Source organism: Asaia astilbis JCM 15831 (genome assembly GCF_000613845.1).
In the GTDB taxonomy this organism is placed as follows: domain Bacteria; phylum Pseudomonadota; class Alphaproteobacteria; order Acetobacterales; family Acetobacteraceae; genus Asaia; species Asaia astilbis.
On sequence record NZ_BAJT01000001.1, the window covers coordinates 227,713 to 244,767 of the forward strand.

The window sequence follows — 17,055 nt, forward strand, 5'->3', positions numbered from 1 at the left end:
GAACTTCGATCAGTGTTTGGGTGCAGCTTGGGTTGGAGCTGCGGGCTGTTGCATCGTCGGTTTCGGCTCCGGCGCTGCGGCCTGCTTCTGGTCCTTCTTGTCTCCGGGCTTATCGGCCGGAGGCTGTCCCAGAGGAAAGGCCTCATCGGGCAGGGAGGCCATGGCTCTGACAATGCGCAGGCCCTGCTGCAGCTGGAAGTCGGTTGCAGGCTTGGCCAGCTCGAAATGGGGCCAGTTCTCGGGCGGTGCGCTCGGGATGCTGCTTGAAATGGAGGGCAGGTCTGTGCGGACCGGAGCCTTGTTCTTGTTGCCGCCCGTATTGGTGATGATATGGGCGAGATCGGCCTCACGATAGCCGTAGCCATCGTCGTCCTTGCTCTCCTTGACCAGAATATCGGGGGCGATACCCAGAGCCTGGATCGAGCGGCCCGACGGCGTGTAGTAGCGCGCGGTCGTCAGACGCACAGCGCCATGACCAGGAACCGGAATGAGCGACTGAACCGAGCCCTTGCCGAAGGATTTTTCGCCCACCAGCACAGCGCGACGGTGATCCTGCAAGGCACCGGCCACGATTTCCGATGCCGAGGCCGAGCCGCCATCGATCAGGACGACGATCGGTAGCTTGCCGGTGATGTCGGTGCCCTTGGCATCCCAGCGACGGTTGCCCTCCGCATGGCGACCGCGGATCGACACGATCTCGCCCTCGGGGATGAAATCGTCGCTGACAGAAATGGCCTGATCGAGCTTGCCACCCGGATTCAGACGCAGATCGAGCACAAGGCCCTGAAGCTTGCCGCCGGATTTGGCCTTGAGCTTGTCATAGGCGTCATGCAGCGCGGTTTCGGTGTCGTCGTCGAACTCGGAGATGCGCACATAGCCGATCGTGCCGTAGAGCGCGGAGCGGACGACCTGCACATGCACGATCTCACGCGTCAGGGTCACTTTGAGGGGTTTAGGTTCCTTGGCGCGGACGAGCGTCAGGGTGATCTTGGTCCCCGCATCGCCCCGCATCTTGGTGACCGCCTGATCGAGGGTCAGACCTTCGAGCGACTTGCCGTCCACCTCGGTGATGTAGTCGCCCGGCTTGAGCCCGGCGCGGGAAGCAGGGGTGCCATCGATGGGCGAGACGACGCGAATATGGCCGTTCTGCTGTTGCACCTGCACGCCCAGACCGCCGAACTTGCCGCTGATCTGGATCTGCATCTCCTTGAACTGCTTTTCGTTCATATAGGAGCTGTGAGGGTCGAGCCCGCCGACCATACCGTCCAGCGCGTTGTTGATCAAATCCTTGTCGCTGACCGGCTCGACATATTCGGCGCGAACCAGATCGAGCACAGTGCCGAAAAGGGTCAGCAGGCGCAGGGTCTCGCTGTGATTGTCGGGGTCAGACGCGACTTCTTTTGCGAAGGCCTTGCTGCTGATCATCTGCCAAGGCTTGGCGCATGATGGCTTCCAGTTTCGGGCCGGCGGTGATTCCGGCCAGGAATGCCGTTCCGAGCAGCAGACCAGTGCGGAGCTTCATGCAATTCATCCCTTGAATCCGGCTCGGGGGCCGATCCTGTTAGCGTCTTTTTGTCAGCTGAACCCGCGAACCCGGACCCTCACCAACCTGACTTTTGAAATATATAGTCTTCTTATACCACTCTGTCGAAACAACGCAGAATAGCCAAGTGGGGTCCGCCGTTTCTTTGGTTAACGCTCATAGATAGGGGCGGGGATCGACGATCTTGCTGCCTGCCCGGAGCTGGACGAACAGACGCCCTCCGGACGCCTCCATCTGCCCCATTGGCGCATTACGTTTGACGCTTTGTCCGCTCGCAACAGAAAGCTGCCCCAGTCCCGACAGCACAAAGCGATAATGGCGCCCGCAATCGAGAATGACCATGTTGCCGAAGGAGCGGAACGGTCCGGCGAAATCGATCTGCCCGGCGCAAGGGGCTGTGACGGGGCTTGCCGGTCGAGCGCCATACGTGATTCCCGTTGCCGGGCCACTCTCTGTGTCCTGATGCCAGGCCGTGAGGATGGTGCCCGAGACGGGCCCCTGGCCTCCGCCATGGCTCACGCCTGCGCCGCCCGAACTGGTGAGGTGCTTTGCCTGAGACGCCACCGCGCGCGCCTTGGCCTTGCGATTCTGACGGGCCAGGTTTTTGGCCTCGTCTTCCATGCGTGTCCGGATGGTCGCCTGAGTTTGCTCGATGGCGGCCAGCGCGTCATCGAGCGTTGTCGCCTTGGCCGTGGCGGCGGCAATCTCCTCGCGGGCCTGTTGTGCCCGGGTTTGCGCTTCTTCCTGATGGTGCGTGGCAACGTCCATTTTGCGGGCATTGAGGTTGTGCAGGCGCTCCGCGTTCCTGCGGGCATTTTCGAGCGCAGTGTTGCGCTCGGCAAGTTCTTGCGCCGTCCGGTCGAGCAAGACCTGTTGTCCACGCAGATCGGCTGACTGACGTTCTGTCAGTTTTGTCAGACCCGCGATGAGGCTCAATCCCTGCACTGCGTCGTCAGCCTGTCCGGAGAGGGCTAGTAATGAGGAACTCGGATAACGGGCCAGACGGAGCGTAACAGGCAGGATGGCCTGGAAGCTGGCCCGTCTGCGGGCCAGAGCTTCGCGTTGCTGCTCTTGTTGAGCCGCCAGCCGGGCGATTTCCTGTGTGAGATCCTCGATCTGCTTTTCGGTCGTCGCGAGCTCGGCTGCAGCGTCCTGTGTCAGGTCGGAAAAATGGTGCGCCCGTGCGGCCTGCAGGGCGGCCTCCTGCGTGGCTTTTGCCTGAGCCGCGCGCTGGGTTGCAATCAGGGCAGCTTCTCCTGCCCGACGAGAGAGGAGCGCCTTGCGCGCGCGTTGCGCTTTTTCCAAAGCCTGCTGGTTGGCGCTCTTCGGCGCTCGATGCCCGTGGGAAGCAGCGTGCGGCGCTGCTGAGACCGGGGCGGGGGCGTAAAAACAGGCCCCGATCAGGAAGCAGCCGGTCAGGATCGATTTCTTGACCGGCATTCCGGGTCAGCCGCCGATGAGGCTCTTGCCAGTTATCTCGACGGGCTGTTCAAGCTTCATCAGGGCCAGCAGCGTCGGTGCCAGATCGGCCAGACGTCCGTCATGGATCGCCGTCACATCGCGGCCGCCATGCAGGATCACGGGTACGCGGTTAAGCGTATGCGCCGTATGGGCGCCACCGGTCTCCGGGTCGCGCATGGTCTCGCAATTGCCGTGGTCAGCCGTCACGATCAGGGCGCCTCCCATCTTGTCGATGGCAGCGACGATGCGTCCGAGACCTGTATCGACCGCCTCGCAGGCCTTGATCGCGGCAGACAGAACGCCCGTATGACCGACCATGTCAGGGTTGGCGTAGTTGAGAACGATCAGATCGAACTTGCCGCTTTCGATCGAGGCAACAGCGTGATCTGTCAGTTCCGGGGCCGACATTTCAGGTTGAAGATCGTACGTCGCGACCTTGGGGGATGCCACCAGAATGCGCTCTTCGCCTGAAAGCACGGCTTCGCGCCCGCCATTCAGGAAGTAGGTGACATGTGGATATTTTTCCGTCTCGGCCATACGAAGCTGCGTCTTGCCCGCCTGAGACACGACATCGCCAAGCAGCTGGTCCATCGATTCTTTGGGAAAGAGCACGCCCATGAACGGGGCAAGCGCCGAGCTATACGCCGTCATGCCGCAAACCGAAGCAAACTCGATCGTTTTCGAGCGTTCGAAGCCGTCGAATTCCGGGAACACCATGCGTCCAGCAATTCGCGGATACGATCGGCGCGGAAATTGGCTGAGAGGATGCCGTCCCCATCCTTCATCCCGGCATAGTCGCCGATGACCGTCGGGATGACGAACTCATCCGTCACGCCTTTTTCCTGGCTGGCGGGAAGAACCGAGAGCGCATCGGCAGCATGCTCTCCCTTCGCCGAGACGATGGCGTCATAGGCAAGGCTGACACGTTCCCAGCGATTATCGCGATCCATGGCATAATAACGCCCGCTGATCGTCGCAATCGAGGCCCCTTCGGGCAGATCGGCAGCAAGGGTCTGGACAAAGCCTGTGCCAGAGTTCGGAGCGGTGTCGCGCCCGTCAGAAAAGACGTGCACGGCCACTTTGACGCCTGCCGCAGACACGATCCTGGCCAGAGCGACGACGTGATCCATGTGAGAGTGAACGCCACCGGTCGACACCAGCCCGACAAGATGACACGTCCCGCCGCTGGACTTGAGCGCGTCGATAAAGGCGAGAAGGGTCGGGTTTTCGGCAAGAGAGCCGTCGCGGGCGGCTCGGCTGATGCGGGGCAGGTTTTGCATCACCACGCGTCCGGCACCGATATTGAGATGACCGACTTCCGAATTGCCCATCTGGCCTTCGGGGAGGCCGACATCCTCGCCACAGGCTCTGAGATAGGCGTGGGGCGAACTGGCCCAGAGACGGTCGAAAATCGGCGTGTTGGCCAGGGCAACCGCGTTGTCTTCACGGATGGCACTGTCACCGAACCCGTCGAGAATGACGAGCATGACAGGGCGGGGGGTGCCAGAATGCGATGCGGACATGAAAAATCTCCTGCAAATTTGGAGACATTATGCCCCATATCAGCGTCCGTGCGAACTCTACCCAGCCAGCATGTCCCAATTTAGCTGCCTATCGATCAATCAAAAGACCGGGTGATGGAAGGAGCATGGAGCCCTCTTCGCTGGTTCGTCGCGATCGCTCTCGGTTCCCTCTTGAACTGATCTGAAATCGGAGCCTTAAGGGAAAACCGGCTGAATTCTGCGCGTTAGAGACGGATAATGCGCATGATGACGCGGGCAGATACCCGCATGGTCGTACTGAGAAAGGTCGATTTCATGAGTGACGATAACCAGACGCCAAGCTGCAGCCTGCCTTTGACCCCCGAACAGCATCGCGTGTTGCGCGAGCACGGCACCGAGCGCCCGGGCTCAAGCCCGCTCAACGATGAAAAGCGCGAGGGCGTTTATCACTGTGCGGGCTGTGACACCCCTCTCTTCGACTCTTCGACCAAATATGAGAGTGGCAGTGGCTGGCCGTCTTTCTTCCGGCCCCGTGATGCGGTCACAGAGACGACCGTCGACAAGGCTCATGGCATGACACGCATCGAAGTGCATTGCACCAAGTGCAAGGGGCATCTCGGGCATGTCTTTCCGGACGGTCCCAAACCGACCGGGCTGCGCTTTTGCATGAATGGCCTCTCGCTTCGTTTCGAGCCGAGCTGACAGCGCAACGTTTTTTCGTTAGGGATGATGACATGACTGCCCTTCCTCCCTCTCTGGTCGTGCTCGACCATCCGCTCGTTCAACACAAGCTGACGCGTCTGCGTCAGGCTTCAACCTCGACTGCCGGGTTCCGGCGCCTCACGCGCGAGCTCAGTCTCCTGATGTGCTATGAGGCGACACGTGACCTCAGCACCGAGCCTGTCGAGATCGAAACCCCCCTCGAGCGTATGGAGGGGCGTCAGCTCTCGGGCAAAAAGCTCTGCTTCGTCTCCATCCTGCGTGCGGGGAACGGGATCCTCGACGGCGTGCTCGATCTGATCCCTTCGGCGCGTGTGGGCCATGTCGGGCTTTACCGCGATCATGAGACGCTCGAAGCCGTCGAGTATTACATGAAGCTCCCCGACGATGTGGCCGAGCGCGACTGCATCGTGGTCGATCCCATGCTCGCCACTGGTCATAGCGCTTCTGCCGCGATAGACCGGATTAAAGCCAATGGCGTCCGAAATATCGTTTTCGTCTGCCTTCTGGCCGCACCGGAAGGGGTTGCCTTCCTGAGCAAGAGCCACCCCGATGTGCGTATCGTCACTTGCGCGGTCGATCGTGGGCTGGATGAGAAGGGCTATATCCGTCCCGGTCTGGGTGACGCGGGTGATCGCCTGTTCGGGACACGCTGAAAATGACCAGCGAAGATGTCGATGAATGGCTCGATAGCTGGGTTGAGGCTCACTATCAAAATTGGGACACGCCCGAGAATGCGGCGAAAGCCTGTCTCGCAGAAGCCGCGTCAGCAGGGATAAGCGAACGCGATCTCAACGCGGCGGCTAGCGGTGATCTCGCTGCTTATTTGCAGGAAGAGGCTGCAGCGATTGCTGAGGCCTCGGACGAAGCCCCCGCAGACTTCTGAAATCCCTTTGCTCGGTTCCCTCTCCCGATAAGGAAGAGGGAACCGTATTTCCTGCTTATTTCGAGGCAGGACCGCGGATGATCTGCGCCATTTCTGAAGGGCGCAGCCAATGGTGGAAAGCGTCCTGCACCTGTTTGGCACTCATCGAATAAACAGCCTGCGCGCGCTGATCGGGCTCGGTCAGGGGCAGACCGAGATCGATCAACGAGAGATACTGACCCGCAATGCCGCCGAAGCTGGCACGCTCCATCGGTATGGCGCGCAGGATCGCCGCCTTTGCATTGGTCAGTTCGTTTTCTGAGGCGGGAGCAGTTTGCATGGCGGTGACGTCATGCAGCGCGGCATCATGAGCCTTGCCGGTCTTGTCCGGATCCGAGCCGTAGCTGATCAGGAACGCGCCGCGATTGGCCGACCAGGCGACATCGCTGCCTGTGGAATAGACCATGCCCGTACGCACACGCAGATCCTGCATGAGTCGTGACGAGAAGCCGACCCCCAGAACTTCGTTACCGACTTCAAGAGCATAGCGATCAGGGTTGTCGATGCCGCTGGCGATGGTCTGGGCCAGATATACAGTGTCCTGCACGCGTCCGGGGTCGTCGATAACGGCTTTGGATGCCTTGCTGAGCGGGCGGGCGGGCAGATCGACGACGGGTTTAGGCCCGGTCGCTTTCCAGTCGCCGAAAGCAGCTTCGATCGACGCCTTCGCCTTCTCCGGTGTGATGTCACCGATGACGACAATGGTGGTGAGATCCGGACGATAGGCCGCTTTGTAAAAGCTCTGCACATCGGCAAGCGAGATGGATGAGAGAGTCTGAGGTGTTGTTTCACGCAGGGACGGGTCCCCCGGCTGGTTGAGAGCCTTGGTCACAGCACGCTGAAAGCGATAGCCGGGGGATTGCAGCAGGCCTCCCTGGCTGGCGATGGCCTGTTGCTTGAGAACAGAGAACGCCTGCGCCGGAAAGGCAGGATGCAATTCATTTTCTGCGAGCAGAGACAGGGTCTTGTCGAAATTCGAGCTCAGCGTGCTGAGCGAGAAGGAAATTCCGCCATTGGCGTCAGAGGCGAGCGCATCGAGCGCGGCGGCAAAGGCGAGGCGGTCATGGCTGGTGCTGCCGAACAGGAAGAGATCGCTCGTCAGACCTGCAACGCCTTCTTTTCCTTTGGGCTGTTGCAGGTCGTTATTATGTCGAATGCTGCCATAAAGGCGGATCGTGTGGCTGACATGCTCCGGCTGCACCAGCAGGGTGATTCCGTTTTTCAGGGTGTAGCGCGCGGGCTGAGACAAAGGCTCCGGTTTGGGCAGGTCGGCCAGTGCGGTCGCGGCCCATTCCGGCAGGGCAATATCCTTGCTCGGAGGAGGCAGGAGTGATTCGGGGCCCTTATTGCCACCAATGCTCGGAGATTTGCCGCCTGAAGGCGTGAGGATGCCAGTGATTGTATGAGCCGGATCGAGGATGCGGGCTGCCAGCGCGTTGACCTGTTCCAGTGTGACGGCCCGATAGGCTTTCACCAGATCCGCAGGGGAGTCGACACCGCTATAGGCGAGCGCGTCAGCCCAGCTTTGCGTCAGATCGGTGATCCCGTTGGCGTTGAATTCGAGGGCCGCAATTTCCTTGCGTTTGGCGGCGTCAACCAGATCGGCGGGAACACCCTTCTGACGGATCGTCTCCAGAATGGAACGAACTTCGTTGAGTAGGGCGGTCGGGTCCTGTCCCTTGGGGAAGGCGGCCAAAGCGCTGCCAACACCTGCGTGCTTGCGCGAATTATAGGAGAACTCGGTCTCGAGGGCCTTGCCTTGCGGGACGAGAGCAAAAAGCGCTCCACGTTGCTTCCGAGAACGTCGGCCAGAATTTGGGCGGCGGCGTAGTCGGGGCTGTCCGAGCCCGGCAGACGCCAGGCGAGACTCAAAATGCCCGTTGCATAATCGCTGTCGACCTTGATCGTCTTGGCCTTGACCGGTGCCGGGTCAATGACAGGGCGCGGAGGGAGCTTGCCTGACGGGATGGCGCTGAATTCAGCACGCACCTTGTCGAGCGTCTCAGTGGGATCGACATCGCCCACGATCAGCAGGATTGCGTTGTTAGGCTGGTACCAGCTGTCATAAAAACCGCGCAGGAGCTTTGCGTCGGTCTTGTCGAAGGACTCACGCGTGCCGAGGGCATCGTGGTCGTAGGGTGTGCCGCCAAAAAGAGCCTTGTTCTGTTCGATCAGGAAGCGCTCGAAGGGCATCGAGAGATCGCGGGCGATTTCCTGCTCGATGGCGCCGCGTTCATGCGACCAGTCGGCATCGGTCAGCAGAACATGTCGCATACGGTCGGCTTCGATCTTCAGCAGCACATCGAGATAATGTGCGGGTGCCTGAAAATAATACTGCGTCGTGTCTTCGGTCGTAAAAGCGTTGCTGACATTGCCGATGCGCGCACTCACGGTGGAAAGTTGGTCGCGGCTCAGCCCTTTCGAGCCGTTGAACATCATGTGTTCCAGCGCGTGCGCCGTGCCCGGAAAACCGTTGGGCGCAGCGGCAGAGCCCGTCAGATAGATCATTTGTGTCTGCACAACAGGAGCGAGGCGATCGGGGACGATCACGACGCGCAGACCGTTCGGCAGGGTCGTCCGTACGGCACTGTTCATGGCTGTGGAGGCATGGGCCGTCGGGGCGTCTTGAGCGGCCAGAGCAGGTAGAGAAAGTGCGGGGGCGACAAGCAGCTAGACGCCAGAAGCATTTTGCGCAGATGAGGCAGCACGACCATGACAAACTCCTGATGGCAGGAAAGACGAGGGAAAGAGGGCAGCGTAACAGTTTGTCGCGGCCTGTCTATGCTCGCCCGGTCAGATCCGGGCGTGGCTTGTCGCTGCGCTCAGAGGCGTTCTCCCACTTGAGAGTGGCCTGTCACCGTAATGGTTCGATCGGCCAATCCTGTTTGGCAAGTCGCCCCGGGATCAGGTGGTAGATCGGCGCAGCGAGCAAAAGCACGGCAGGTGGCAGCAGCCAACGCCACCAGACCTGACTTTCCATCATCAGATTGGTTGTCAGTTGCACGCCGAAAATTGCTACGGTCACAGTGACAAGGGAGATAATCGATGGACGGTTCAGCCTTGATATGAGGAAGGCGATGGCAGGCGTGAAGGAGAAGCCGACAACCATCAGCGCGCTGCTCAGTCCAGAGATCAGGGCAGAAACGAACGGCTTTTCCCCGCCGATCCAGGACATGGTTCCGAGGAAAGTGCCTGCGATCAGCTCGGCCTGAAGGGCGCGTTGCAGATGGAGCCGAAAAGCCGTGCGGGCGAAAGCAAGTTTTTCGCCATATGGCCCGAGCGTAAAGAGAAAAGGCCAGTCCCCACGCTGACGCATCCATGCGCTGACGCCGATCGCGATGATCAGCAGGCTGTGCCGGGTTGAAGGGGCGAGGTGGTGGCGGAAAGCGGCTACTGAAGGTACGGCGCCGTCGCTGAGCCATGAGATAAGCTCGGCCATGCCGGAGAGGCTCAACGACATAACGACGACAAGGATCGCCGTCGCAATTGGAAAGCCGCTGAGGATTGGGTCGGTCAGAGGCAGACGAACCATCCATGAGGGTTGCCACTTAATAAAGGTCCCGAGAGAGCGAAGGGGTGCCTTCAGGAACCCGGGCGGCTTTCTCCGTACAATTTGCGACGGCGTTGGTGTGTATTTGTCGTTCGTGACGCGGAGAGCGTGCATCACCATAGTGAGGCACAGGAGGCAGATCGCTAGAGCGACGAACCACGGTGCCGAAAAAAGGGCGTTCTGCCATTTTGGGACGAGAAGAACGAAAAAACCGATCAGTTTGACGAGGGTACGAGGCGCGCGCCTGGCGCTAAGCAGGGAGGCTCGCTCCAGGCTGCCTGGATCTGTCCACAACATTAAAGCGATGGCTTCGATGGCCAGGCAGTTGAGGAGGGGCGCGCCTGTCAGAACGGGAGGCAGAGCAAGAAGCAGGAGCAGACATGCTGTGACGAGATGGATTGCGTGATATTCTGCTTTTTGTAGGCGCGGCAGAAGGTAGGTTGTCGTGGGGCGGATCTGACGCCAGTAATGGATATTGGTCGCCAGAACCGCGCTGGAAATCACGAACCACCAGATGAACCCGAGAGAAGCGGGAATGGCATAATGGCCGTCGTGCCAGGCGTGACGGTGCCGTATCGTCAACGCGATGCCCAAGGTGAGCACATAATAGAGTGCACTGATCAGGAACGCGGGGTTTTCCCTGATAAAAACCGGGGAAACATAGAGTTTTGCGGCGGTCAGGCAATCACGGATCGTCCGGGATGAGTGGCTTTTCATGACGGAACTCATCGCGTCAACGCCAGAAAGAGCGCTTCCATATCTCCTGGCAGGACAGGCAGGTTCATTGTCTCGAAATCGGGACGCCAGCCTTGCACCCAGACACTCCCGTCCGGAAGGTCCGCCAGAACCTGTAGGCCAAGGCTCGCATCCGGCCAGGCGCCGAGACGGCGGATCTCTCTGGTGAAAGTTTCGGTTTTCAGGTCGCTGATAAGGCGCCCTTTGTGCAGGACCAGAAAGCGATCGCAGATCTGCTCGAGATCGGAGATGATGTGAGAAGAAATGAGCGCCGTTGTCTCGCGTCTTTGCGCAGTCTCTGAAAGGAGCTCGACAAATTGGCGGCGGGCTAGGGGATCGAGGCTTGCAACGGGCTCATCGAGAATCATCAGGTCAGGAGAAAAGCGCAGTGCAAGAACAATCGCCAGGCGCTGTCGCTCTCCCCCGGAGAGAGAATTGATCCGCGCCTTGGGGTCGAGCGCCGCCCAGTCAGCCCATCTTTTGTCTTCCCGATCTTCTGGTCTTTCCTGAAACTTGGCCAGATAATCCTTGAGTTCCTGCACGCGAAACCAGGTGAGGCCGGTAAGGGTCTGGGGAACGAATCCGACACGAAGGCGGGTTTCGGGACTGAGGGCTCCGGCAGGCTCGCCCCAGAGGTGAACGGAGCCCGAGTTCGGGGCCAGAAGTCCGAGGAGGCAGCCGATCAGGGTTGTTTTGCCGGCGCCGTTCGGGCCCAGAAGAGCGGTGACGCTACCCGGGGTGAGAGAAAAAGTAATGTCGTCGAGAATATTCCTGTCATCGTAGGTCTTGCAGAGACGATCGAATGCAACAGGAAGAGGCATGCTCAAAAAATCCTTAATAAATCGAAACGACTATCTTTTTACCTAACTGCTGCGGAGTCAAAGACTAAGAGAACGTTTTGTTACGAAAGCAGGCGCTTCAAAGAACCGAGAAACGGGCAGACAGAGCGTTTCGTGGCAGAGCTGCAGAAAAGAGATGCGTGGGAGAAAAGGGCAGGCTAAATCGGAGACCATGTCCACATTCGTCGAACGCGTGAATCAGGCCGATCTCTGGCTGCTCGATAAAGTCTTCCAACCGGCTTCTGACAGGTTGCCCGAAAGGCTGCCTGCGGCTGAACTCGGCATGAGTTTGCAGCTGGGGGCCATCGTCTTCTTTTTCTCTGCCATTGCGATCCTGGTGTTCAGCGGTCAGGTCTCTCTGGGCAGCTCAATGTTCAACATCCTGAACTGGGTGCTGTTCGTCGCCTTCTATCTCGCCGTCATGAAGATGCGCGCCTTGATCCGCCCCGGCCAGGCCAATCCGCTGCGCTCCTTCTTGCTGGGAATGAGGCCGCTCAATGTCGTCTGGCTGGTGATTTCTTTCTGGAGCGGCATCACGGGAACGGGCCCGCTGATGCTGGCCGATCTTTTTGTGATGATTTCAAACCTGATCTTTGTGATCGGTCTTTATCTGGTTTCGTGTCAGCCTCGCCCGCCTTCACGGCGCACGAGCAAAAGCCGGGTTGAGCTGCGCCCGATCATGGGTGGTCTGAGAGACTAAGAATAACGCGCTCGGTCAACGCAGGTAGATCGAGCGATCCATATGCGGCGTGTCCGCAATCGAGTGGATGAACTGTGTACCGGCGATCCCAATCAGGATGCCGGCTGCAAAGCCGCACCAGACCAGAATGCTCAGATAGGGCTTGCGTGCATCGCGGGTGACTAGGCGCGTTTGTAATTCGGCGCGGGATTGCTGGGTCTGGAACAATTCTGACCGCACAGCATCCAGTTTTGCGCGTGAATTGCGCAGTTCAAGATCCATCTGCCGGAGATTATTGGTCAGAGTGACGATCTGCTGGCGCGCAGCCAGCGCGTCCGGACCGCTCTCGGCTGTTTTGGAGGTGCGCGACCGTGGTTTGGCTTTAGGCGGCGGATTGGGTGCAATGGCCACGAAGAGGTTCTTCAGAGCCCCGCCCGTCATCGCGTTTCTTTTGGCGCGTGAGCGCAGAGCGTTCAGTGCCGCTTCTGCTTGACCCTCCTGCTCCTCGAGGACGAGCGCAAGGATGTCGGAAAGAACCTTGAGTTCTTTAGGTCGAAAGAACCGGACATCAGCCGATCATGCTCTCCAGATCGTCATCCCCGCCAGCGACTGCAGGGCGGGGGCTTGCCGCACGGCGCAGCCGGTCGAGAATGGCGAGGCCGAGACCGTGCCGAGGGACAGGCATGGCGGCGATGGTGGTGAGCCCTCGGCGCTGTCCCTCACTATCGAGAAAACGCAGCCCTGCAAAAAGACGGGCTGCGGCTTCTTCGAGATTGCCGGTCTCGCTCAGGTTGAAGACCAGCCCGGTCTTTGGTGGGTTCGGTCCGAAAGCGAGCAGGGCTTCGTCATTGCCCACGTTCTCCGCATTGAGACGCACGTGAAGACCGGGGGCATAATGCGAGGCCAGCATGCCAGGTGAAGAGGGCAGTTTGCTCGCGTAATCATCCGGATTGCGGAGGACACCACAGATGGGTTCAAGCTGTTCAAGAGTGATGCCGCCCGGACGCAACATGAAGGGCACCTCACGCGAGAGGTCGATCACGGTGCTCTCAAGCCCGACCGAGCAGGGGCCGGAATCCAGAATGGCGTCAACGCGTCCATGCATGTTGCGCAGCACGTGGAAGGCGTCCGACGGACTGACGCGTCCAGAGGGGTTTGCCGATGGCGCGGCGACCGGCTCGCCTACGGCTTCAAGCAGGGCCAGAGCCGTGTTGCCGCGGGGCACACGCACGGCGATCGTCGGCAGACCGGCTGATGCGAGATCGCAAATGGTCGAGCTGCTTTTGCGCGGCAGAATCAGGGTCAAAGGGCCGGGCCAGAACGCTTCAGCCAGCCGGTAGGCAAGTTCGGTCGGTTCGACATGCGCGAAAGCAGCTTCGGTACTGGCGAAATGGCTGATCAGCGGATTAAAGCGTGGCCGGTCCTTGGCAGCGAAAATCTGCGCGACAGCGCTGCTCGATGTGGCCAGCGCGCCGAGGCCGTACACGGTCTCGGTGCCGAAAGCGACGAGCTTCCCGTCGAGGAGGAGCTCAGCGGCGCGGGCAATGCTTGCGGGATCGGCCTTCAGGATATCGGTCATGTGCGGTCCTCGTTCTCTAGAGGACGGCCAGTGCAAAGGAAGGGGGGGTTGAACCAGCCAGGCTTGCCGTAGCTGAGAGGGGCGCCTGACTCATCGAGTACGCGACCTCCCGCAGCTTCCACAATTGCCTGAGGTGCTGCCGTGTCCCATTCCATGGTGGGGCCGAGACGTGGATAGAAATCAGCCTCGCCCTCGGCCACGCGGGCAAATTTGGCGGCGGAACCGATATTGCCCAGCTTGGCGACTTTACGCCCAGCGAGCCAGTCTTTCAGGCGGGGATCATCGGCATAATGGCGCGAGGCCAGAATCCGCAAGCCGTCTTCCGGCGGAGGAGCCGTCGTGATTTCGGTCAGGCCATCAACGTCCCGGCGCCAGGCGCCCCGTCCGACCAGACCTGTATAAAGCTGGTCATAAGCGGGCAGGGCCATGGCGCCGAGGAGCGGGCGATTTTTGTGGATGAGCCCGATATTGACGGTGAAGTCGTCACGACCTGCTGCGAATTCACGGGTGCCGTCCAGCGGATCGACCAGCCAGTAGGTTACACCCGGCTCTACAAACGTGCCGCCTGCGACCTCTTCTTCTCCGATGGCGGGGATATCGGGCGTTGCAGCACGCAGACCGGCGAGGATATGGCGTTCTGCGGCCTTGTCGGCCTCGGTCACCGGGGATTTATCTGCCTTGATGATCGTCTCGAAACCGTTGTCGCGAATATCATTGATGAGCGCCGCCGCTTCATCCGCCAGACGGGCGGCAAGAGCGAGAAGGGCTTCGGCATCGAAAGGGAGGGCGGCAAGCTCAGTCATCCATTCCGCTTACCTCAACTTCCAGGCATCGTCATGAGCAAAACGACCGAAGGGAATAATTTGCTCATCTGATGTGACGGACTGACGGCTCGTTATTGCTGGCTAGGACAGAAGATGACGCCTGACACTTCGGGAGGGCCTCTGGCGTTTGAGTTGTGACCATGGAGCCAAGTTTGTCGAATGGCGCATTTGGGGCCATATCTTGGTCTCCATTACCTGAGCGGACCCTTGAATGATCTTCCTGCGTGCACTCCTGGACGCCCATCGCTGGCGGCCCCGCAGTGCCCTCCCACCGGCACCGCGTCCCTTGACGTTGCATCTGGTTGCCGGTGGGGGATGCGATGGGTGTCTTGTCGAAACCATGGCCCTTCAGGGGGCGGCCTACGACCTGGCGCGTCACGATATCCGTTTTGTCGAGACGCCTCATGATGCCGAGCTCCTTTTTGTCGTGGGTGTCATCACCCGTGCCATGGTTCCGGCCTTTCGGGCGCGCTGGGCGGCCATGCCATCGCCGAAAGGAGTTGTTGCAATCGGAGACTGCGCCTTGGGACAGGGGCCTTTCGCCAGCAATTATGCCGTGCTTGGAGGGATCCTCGAGGCAGATCTGGCGGGCGTCAGGCAATGCGATGTTGCCTTGCGCGGATGTCCTCCTTCTCCGGCTGAAATCCTGCGGGGGCTTTTGCTGTTGACAACCGGGCGCGTGGTCTCTGCATGAACGAGATCCAGTCGGAACTGGTGGCCGTGCTGATTGCCGTGCAGGATGAGGTGCCGCTCGTTCTGACCCTCGATCAGGGCCGTAACCTGCCCTCAGGGCCTCTCGAGACCCGGCATCGTTCTTTGCAGCGTGGCATGAGGCTGTGGGTTGAGCAGCAGACCCAGTGCCGGTTGGGTCATATCGAGCAGCTCTATACCTTTGCCGAAACGGCAGGGCTTGAGACAGGCGTGCAGGATCATCCACGTCTGATCCGTATTTCGTATATGGGCCTGACCCGTCTCGAAGAGGCGCAGCAGGGCTGGCGTGGCCTTTATGAGTATTTTCCGTGGGAAAACCGGCGTGAGCACGGTGCCGATCCTCTGCTGTCCGAAATTGCCCGTGCGTTGACGGTGTGGGCCAAGGGAGATGCTGCCCGTCTGTGGCGATGTGCGGAGACTTTCGGTCTGGATGGACAGCCCTGGAGCGATGAGCTGGTTCTGCATCGCTATGAGCTGCTCTGGGAAGCGGGTCTACTCCCTGAGTCGCAGCAGCCAGGTTCCTGGCTGGCGCCCGGTCGGTCGATGCCTTCGGACCGTCGGCGTATTCTGGCGACAGCTTTGGCCCGGTTGCGCGCCAAGATACGCTACCGACCTGTTGTGTTCGAACTCATGCCCGAGACCTTCACCCTGTGGCAATTGCAACGCACGGTCGAAGCCATTGCGGGCAGCCCCCTGCACAAACAGAATTTCCGTCGGCTCATTCTCGCGCAGGATCTGGTCGAGGAGACTGGGAAGGCCGAGATGCAGGCGCAGGGTCGTCCTGCGCGTCTTTATCGCTTCAAAGGGACGGTGATCGGGACGCGTCACTTGATGGGCTCCAAACTGCCCATCGCACGATCGGTCTGAAGCCGAACGGCGCCGCGGGGATCACAGGAATGTGGCTTTGCTAATCGGACGCCTCATTCCAGTGTTGACTGGCGTAACAGCTTTACCCCTATTATGCTCAATGAGAGTATAAATGAGCGGAGTGGATCTTCATGGATCAGATGACCCTCGTCAGAGATCGCAGCGATGAGCTTTTCGAGCCCGTTTCCCGCCTGATGACGCGCGAGGACTGGGAGCAGAATTTTGCTGACGATATCAGGGCAATTCTGCGGCTCAAGCGCGAGCGCAATGCCGTGATTCTCGCCCATAATTATCAGACACCGGAAATCTTCCACTGCATCTCCGATATCCGTGGTGACAGTCTGGCGCTGGCGCGTGAGGCTCAGCGTGCCGAAGAGCAGGTCATCGTGATGGCAGGCGTTCATTTTATGGCTGAGACCGCCAAGTTGATGAACCCCGAGAAAACGGTGCTTATTCCCGACTCCATGGCCGGGTGTTCTCTGGCGGAATCGATCACGGCTGAAAATGTGCGTGCGCTCAAGGCGACCTATCCGGGCGTTCCGGTCGTGACCTATGTGAACAGCTCGGTGGCCGTTAAAGCGGAAACCGATATCTGCTGTACGTCAGGCAATGCAAAGAAAGTCGTTGAGAGCCTCGGTGTGCCGCGTGTCATCATGATTCCGGATGAGTTTCTGGCGCAGAATATCCAGAATGAAACCGGCATCGAGATGCTGACCTGGCCCGGTCATTGCGAAGTGCATGAACGCTTCACGCCGCTGGAGATCCGCCAATATCGACGTATGCATCCGGGTGTGGTGGTGCTCGCTCATCCTGAATGCCCCCCCAACGTGGTGGCGGAAGCCGATTATGCAGGGTCGACTGCTGGGATGATGGAGTTTGTTGCCGTGAAGCAGCCAAAGAAAGTGCTGCTCGTGACCGAATGCTCCATGAGCGATAATCTTGCCGCTCTGAACCCGGCGGTCGACTTCGTCAGGCCCTGCAATCTCTGCCCGCATATGAAGCGCATCACACTGCCAGCCATCCGGCGCGCGCTGGAGACGATGGGGGAGGAAGTGACCATTCCTGATGCTCTCTTTCCGCAGGCGCGGCGTGCAGTCGAACGCATGCTGGCGATCTGAGG

Annotated in this window: 15 protein-coding genes and 2 pseudogenes; 7 read left to right on the top strand and 10 right to left on the bottom strand. The window is 59.9% G+C overall.

The genetic code is table 11. From position 1 onward, the window contains the following. Positions 1–9: 9 nt before the first annotated feature. The 3 genes and pseudogenes from JCM15831_RS15620 to gpmI all read right to left on the bottom strand — a co-directional run bounded on the left by JCM15831_RS15620 (position 10) and on the right by gpmI (position 4,527). Positions 10–1,522 (bottom strand): annotated as a pseudogene (locus JCM15831_RS15620) (S41 family peptidase). 177 nt (positions 1,523–1,699) lie between these two features. Beyond that, positions 1,700–2,983, bottom strand: a complete 1,284-nt coding sequence (locus tag JCM15831_RS15625; protein ID WP_025822090.1) for a murein hydrolase activator EnvC family protein — start codon at positions 2,981–2,983, stop codon at positions 1,700–1,702. 6 nt (positions 2,984–2,989) lie between these two features. Beyond that, a pseudogene (gene gpmI, locus JCM15831_RS15630) lies at positions 2,990–4,527 on the bottom strand (2,3-bisphosphoglycerate-independent phosphoglycerate mutase). A gap of 294 nt (positions 4,528–4,821) precedes the next feature. Here gpmI and msrB point away from each other — a divergent pair. From msrB to JCM15831_RS01085, 3 genes are read left to right on the top strand one after another with little or no spacing between them, the layout of a single operon-like run. Beyond that, a complete protein-coding gene (gene msrB / locus JCM15831_RS01075) occupies positions 4,822–5,208 on the top strand; it encodes a peptide-methionine (R)-S-oxide reductase MsrB (protein ID WP_035773594.1) in 387 nt (128 codons plus the stop codon). 32 nt (positions 5,209–5,240) lie between these two features. Then, positions 5,241–5,882 (top strand): uracil phosphoribosyltransferase, encoded by a 642-nt coding sequence (gene upp / locus JCM15831_RS01080; protein ID WP_025822093.1) that lies wholly within the window; start codon positions 5,241–5,243, stop codon positions 5,880–5,882. A gap of 2 nt (positions 5,883–5,884) precedes the next feature. Continuing rightward, a complete protein-coding gene (locus JCM15831_RS01085; protein ID WP_025822095.1) occupies positions 5,885–6,112 on the top strand; it encodes a hypothetical protein in 228 nt (75 codons plus the stop codon). A 55-nt stretch (positions 6,113–6,167) separates the two neighbouring features. Here the strand turns inward: JCM15831_RS01085 and JCM15831_RS23525 are convergent, their stop codons facing one another. The 4 genes from JCM15831_RS23525 to JCM15831_RS01105 form a co-directional block, all read right to left on the bottom strand. Further along, the gene (locus JCM15831_RS23525; RefSeq protein WP_306301795.1) at positions 6,168–7,625 is read right to left on the bottom strand and encodes a M16 family metallopeptidase; all 1,458 of its coding nucleotides are present in this window, start codon (positions 7,623–7,625) and stop codon (positions 6,168–6,170) included. Positions 7,626–7,681: 56 nt separating this feature from the next. After that, complete coding sequence (locus JCM15831_RS22125; RefSeq protein ID WP_232227915.1) at positions 7,682–8,746, bottom strand: M16 family metallopeptidase; 1,065 nt, start codon at positions 8,744–8,746, stop codon at positions 7,682–7,684. Positions 8,747–9,005: 259 nt separating this feature from the next. Next, a complete protein-coding gene (locus JCM15831_RS01100) occupies positions 9,006–10,418 on the bottom strand; it encodes a hypothetical protein (RefSeq protein ID WP_156938676.1) in 1,413 nt (470 codons plus the stop codon). Positions 10,419–10,426: 8 nt separating this feature from the next. Then, positions 10,427–11,257 (bottom strand): ABC transporter ATP-binding protein, encoded by an 831-nt coding sequence (locus JCM15831_RS01105; protein ID WP_035773546.1) that lies wholly within the window; start codon positions 11,255–11,257, stop codon positions 10,427–10,429. A 190-nt stretch (positions 11,258–11,447) separates the two neighbouring features. Here JCM15831_RS01105 and JCM15831_RS01110 point away from each other — a divergent pair, with 190 nt between their 5' ends. Next, positions 11,448–11,975, top strand: coding sequence for a hypothetical protein (locus tag JCM15831_RS01110; protein WP_035773547.1), 528 nt, complete (start codon positions 11,448–11,450; stop codon positions 11,973–11,975). Between the two features lie 15 nt (positions 11,976–11,990). Here JCM15831_RS01110 and JCM15831_RS15640 read toward each other — a convergent pair whose 3' ends face one another. The 3 genes from JCM15831_RS15640 to JCM15831_RS01125 form a co-directional block, all read right to left on the bottom strand. Next, positions 11,991–12,395 carry a hypothetical protein gene (locus tag JCM15831_RS15640; protein ID WP_025822103.1) on the bottom strand — a complete coding sequence of 135 codons (405 nt, stop codon included), beginning with the start codon at positions 12,393–12,395 and terminating at the stop codon, positions 11,991–11,993. A gap of 127 nt (positions 12,396–12,522) precedes the next feature. Beyond that, positions 12,523–13,533, bottom strand: a complete 1,011-nt coding sequence (locus JCM15831_RS01120; protein ID WP_025822105.1) for an L-threonylcarbamoyladenylate synthase — start codon at positions 13,531–13,533, stop codon at positions 12,523–12,525. After that, on the bottom strand, positions 13,530–14,336 hold the full coding sequence (locus tag JCM15831_RS01125; RefSeq protein ID WP_025822107.1) for a 3'(2'),5'-bisphosphate nucleotidase CysQ family protein: 807 nt from the start codon (positions 14,334–14,336) through the stop codon (positions 13,530–13,532). Before JCM15831_RS01125 ends, JCM15831_RS01120 begins: the two co-directional genes overlap by 4 nt. A gap of 232 nt (positions 14,337–14,568) precedes the next feature. Between JCM15831_RS01125 and JCM15831_RS01130 the strand changes: the two genes are divergently transcribed. The 3 genes from JCM15831_RS01130 (at position 14,569) to nadA (ending at position 17,053) form a co-directional block, all read left to right on the top strand. Next, positions 14,569–15,051, top strand: a complete 483-nt coding sequence (locus JCM15831_RS01130) for an NADH-quinone oxidoreductase subunit B family protein (protein WP_025822109.1) — start codon at positions 14,569–14,571, stop codon at positions 15,049–15,051. Continuing rightward, positions 15,048–15,935: an NUDIX hydrolase gene (locus JCM15831_RS01135; protein ID WP_035773548.1), complete on the top strand. Its 888-nt coding sequence runs from the start codon at positions 15,048–15,050 to the stop codon at positions 15,933–15,935. The genes JCM15831_RS01130 and JCM15831_RS01135 overlap by 4 nt, the downstream gene beginning before the upstream one ends. Before the next feature lie 140 nt (positions 15,936–16,075). Further along, positions 16,076–17,053: a quinolinate synthase NadA gene (gene nadA / locus JCM15831_RS01140; RefSeq protein WP_373277594.1), complete on the top strand. Its 978-nt coding sequence runs from the start codon at positions 16,076–16,078 to the stop codon at positions 17,051–17,053. The last annotated feature ends 2 nt before the right edge of the window (positions 17,054–17,055 follow it).

Bases quoted from the DNA above. Each gene is read 5' to 3' on its own strand.
- nadA (WP_373277594.1), top strand. From the start codon at position 16,076: ATGACCCTCGTCAGAGATCGCAGCGATGAGCTTTTCGAGCCCGTTTCC.
- JCM15831_RS01110 (WP_035773547.1), top strand. From the start codon at position 11,448: ATGTCCACATTCGTCGAACGCGTGAATCAGGCCGATCTCTGGCTGCTC.
- JCM15831_RS01130 (WP_025822109.1), top strand. From the start codon at position 14,569: ATGATCTTCCTGCGTGCACTCCTGGACGCCCATCGCTGGCGGCCCCGC.
- JCM15831_RS01085 (WP_025822095.1), top strand. From the start codon at position 5,885: ATGACCAGCGAAGATGTCGATGAATGGCTCGATAGCTGGGTTGAGGCT.
- JCM15831_RS01100 (WP_156938676.1), bottom strand. From the start codon at position 10,418: ATGAAAAGCCACTCATCCCGGACGATCCGTGATTGCCTGACCGCCGCA.
- JCM15831_RS15640 (WP_025822103.1), bottom strand. From the start codon at position 12,395: ATGACGGGCGGGGCTCTGAAGAACCTCTTCGTGGCCATTGCACCCAAT.
- JCM15831_RS01105 (WP_035773546.1), bottom strand. From the start codon at position 11,257: ATGCCTCTTCCTGTTGCATTCGATCGTCTCTGCAAGACCTACGATGAC.
- msrB (WP_035773594.1), top strand. From the start codon at position 4,822: ATGAGTGACGATAACCAGACGCCAAGCTGCAGCCTGCCTTTGACCCCC.
- JCM15831_RS01125 (WP_025822107.1), bottom strand. From the start codon at position 14,336: ATGACTGAGCTTGCCGCCCTCCCTTTCGATGCCGAAGCCCTTCTCGCT.
- JCM15831_RS15625 (WP_025822090.1), bottom strand. From the start codon at position 2,983: ATGCCGGTCAAGAAATCGATCCTGACCGGCTGCTTCCTGATCGGGGCC.
- upp (WP_025822093.1), top strand. From the start codon at position 5,241: ATGACTGCCCTTCCTCCCTCTCTGGTCGTGCTCGACCATCCGCTCGTT.
- JCM15831_RS01135 (WP_035773548.1), top strand. From the start codon at position 15,048: ATGAACGAGATCCAGTCGGAACTGGTGGCCGTGCTGATTGCCGTGCAG.
- JCM15831_RS22125 (WP_232227915.1), bottom strand. From the start codon at position 8,746: ATGAACAGTGCCGTACGGACGACCCTGCCGAACGGTCTGCGCGTCGTG.
- JCM15831_RS01120 (WP_025822105.1), bottom strand. From the start codon at position 13,533: ATGACCGATATCCTGAAGGCCGATCCCGCAAGCATTGCCCGCGCCGCT.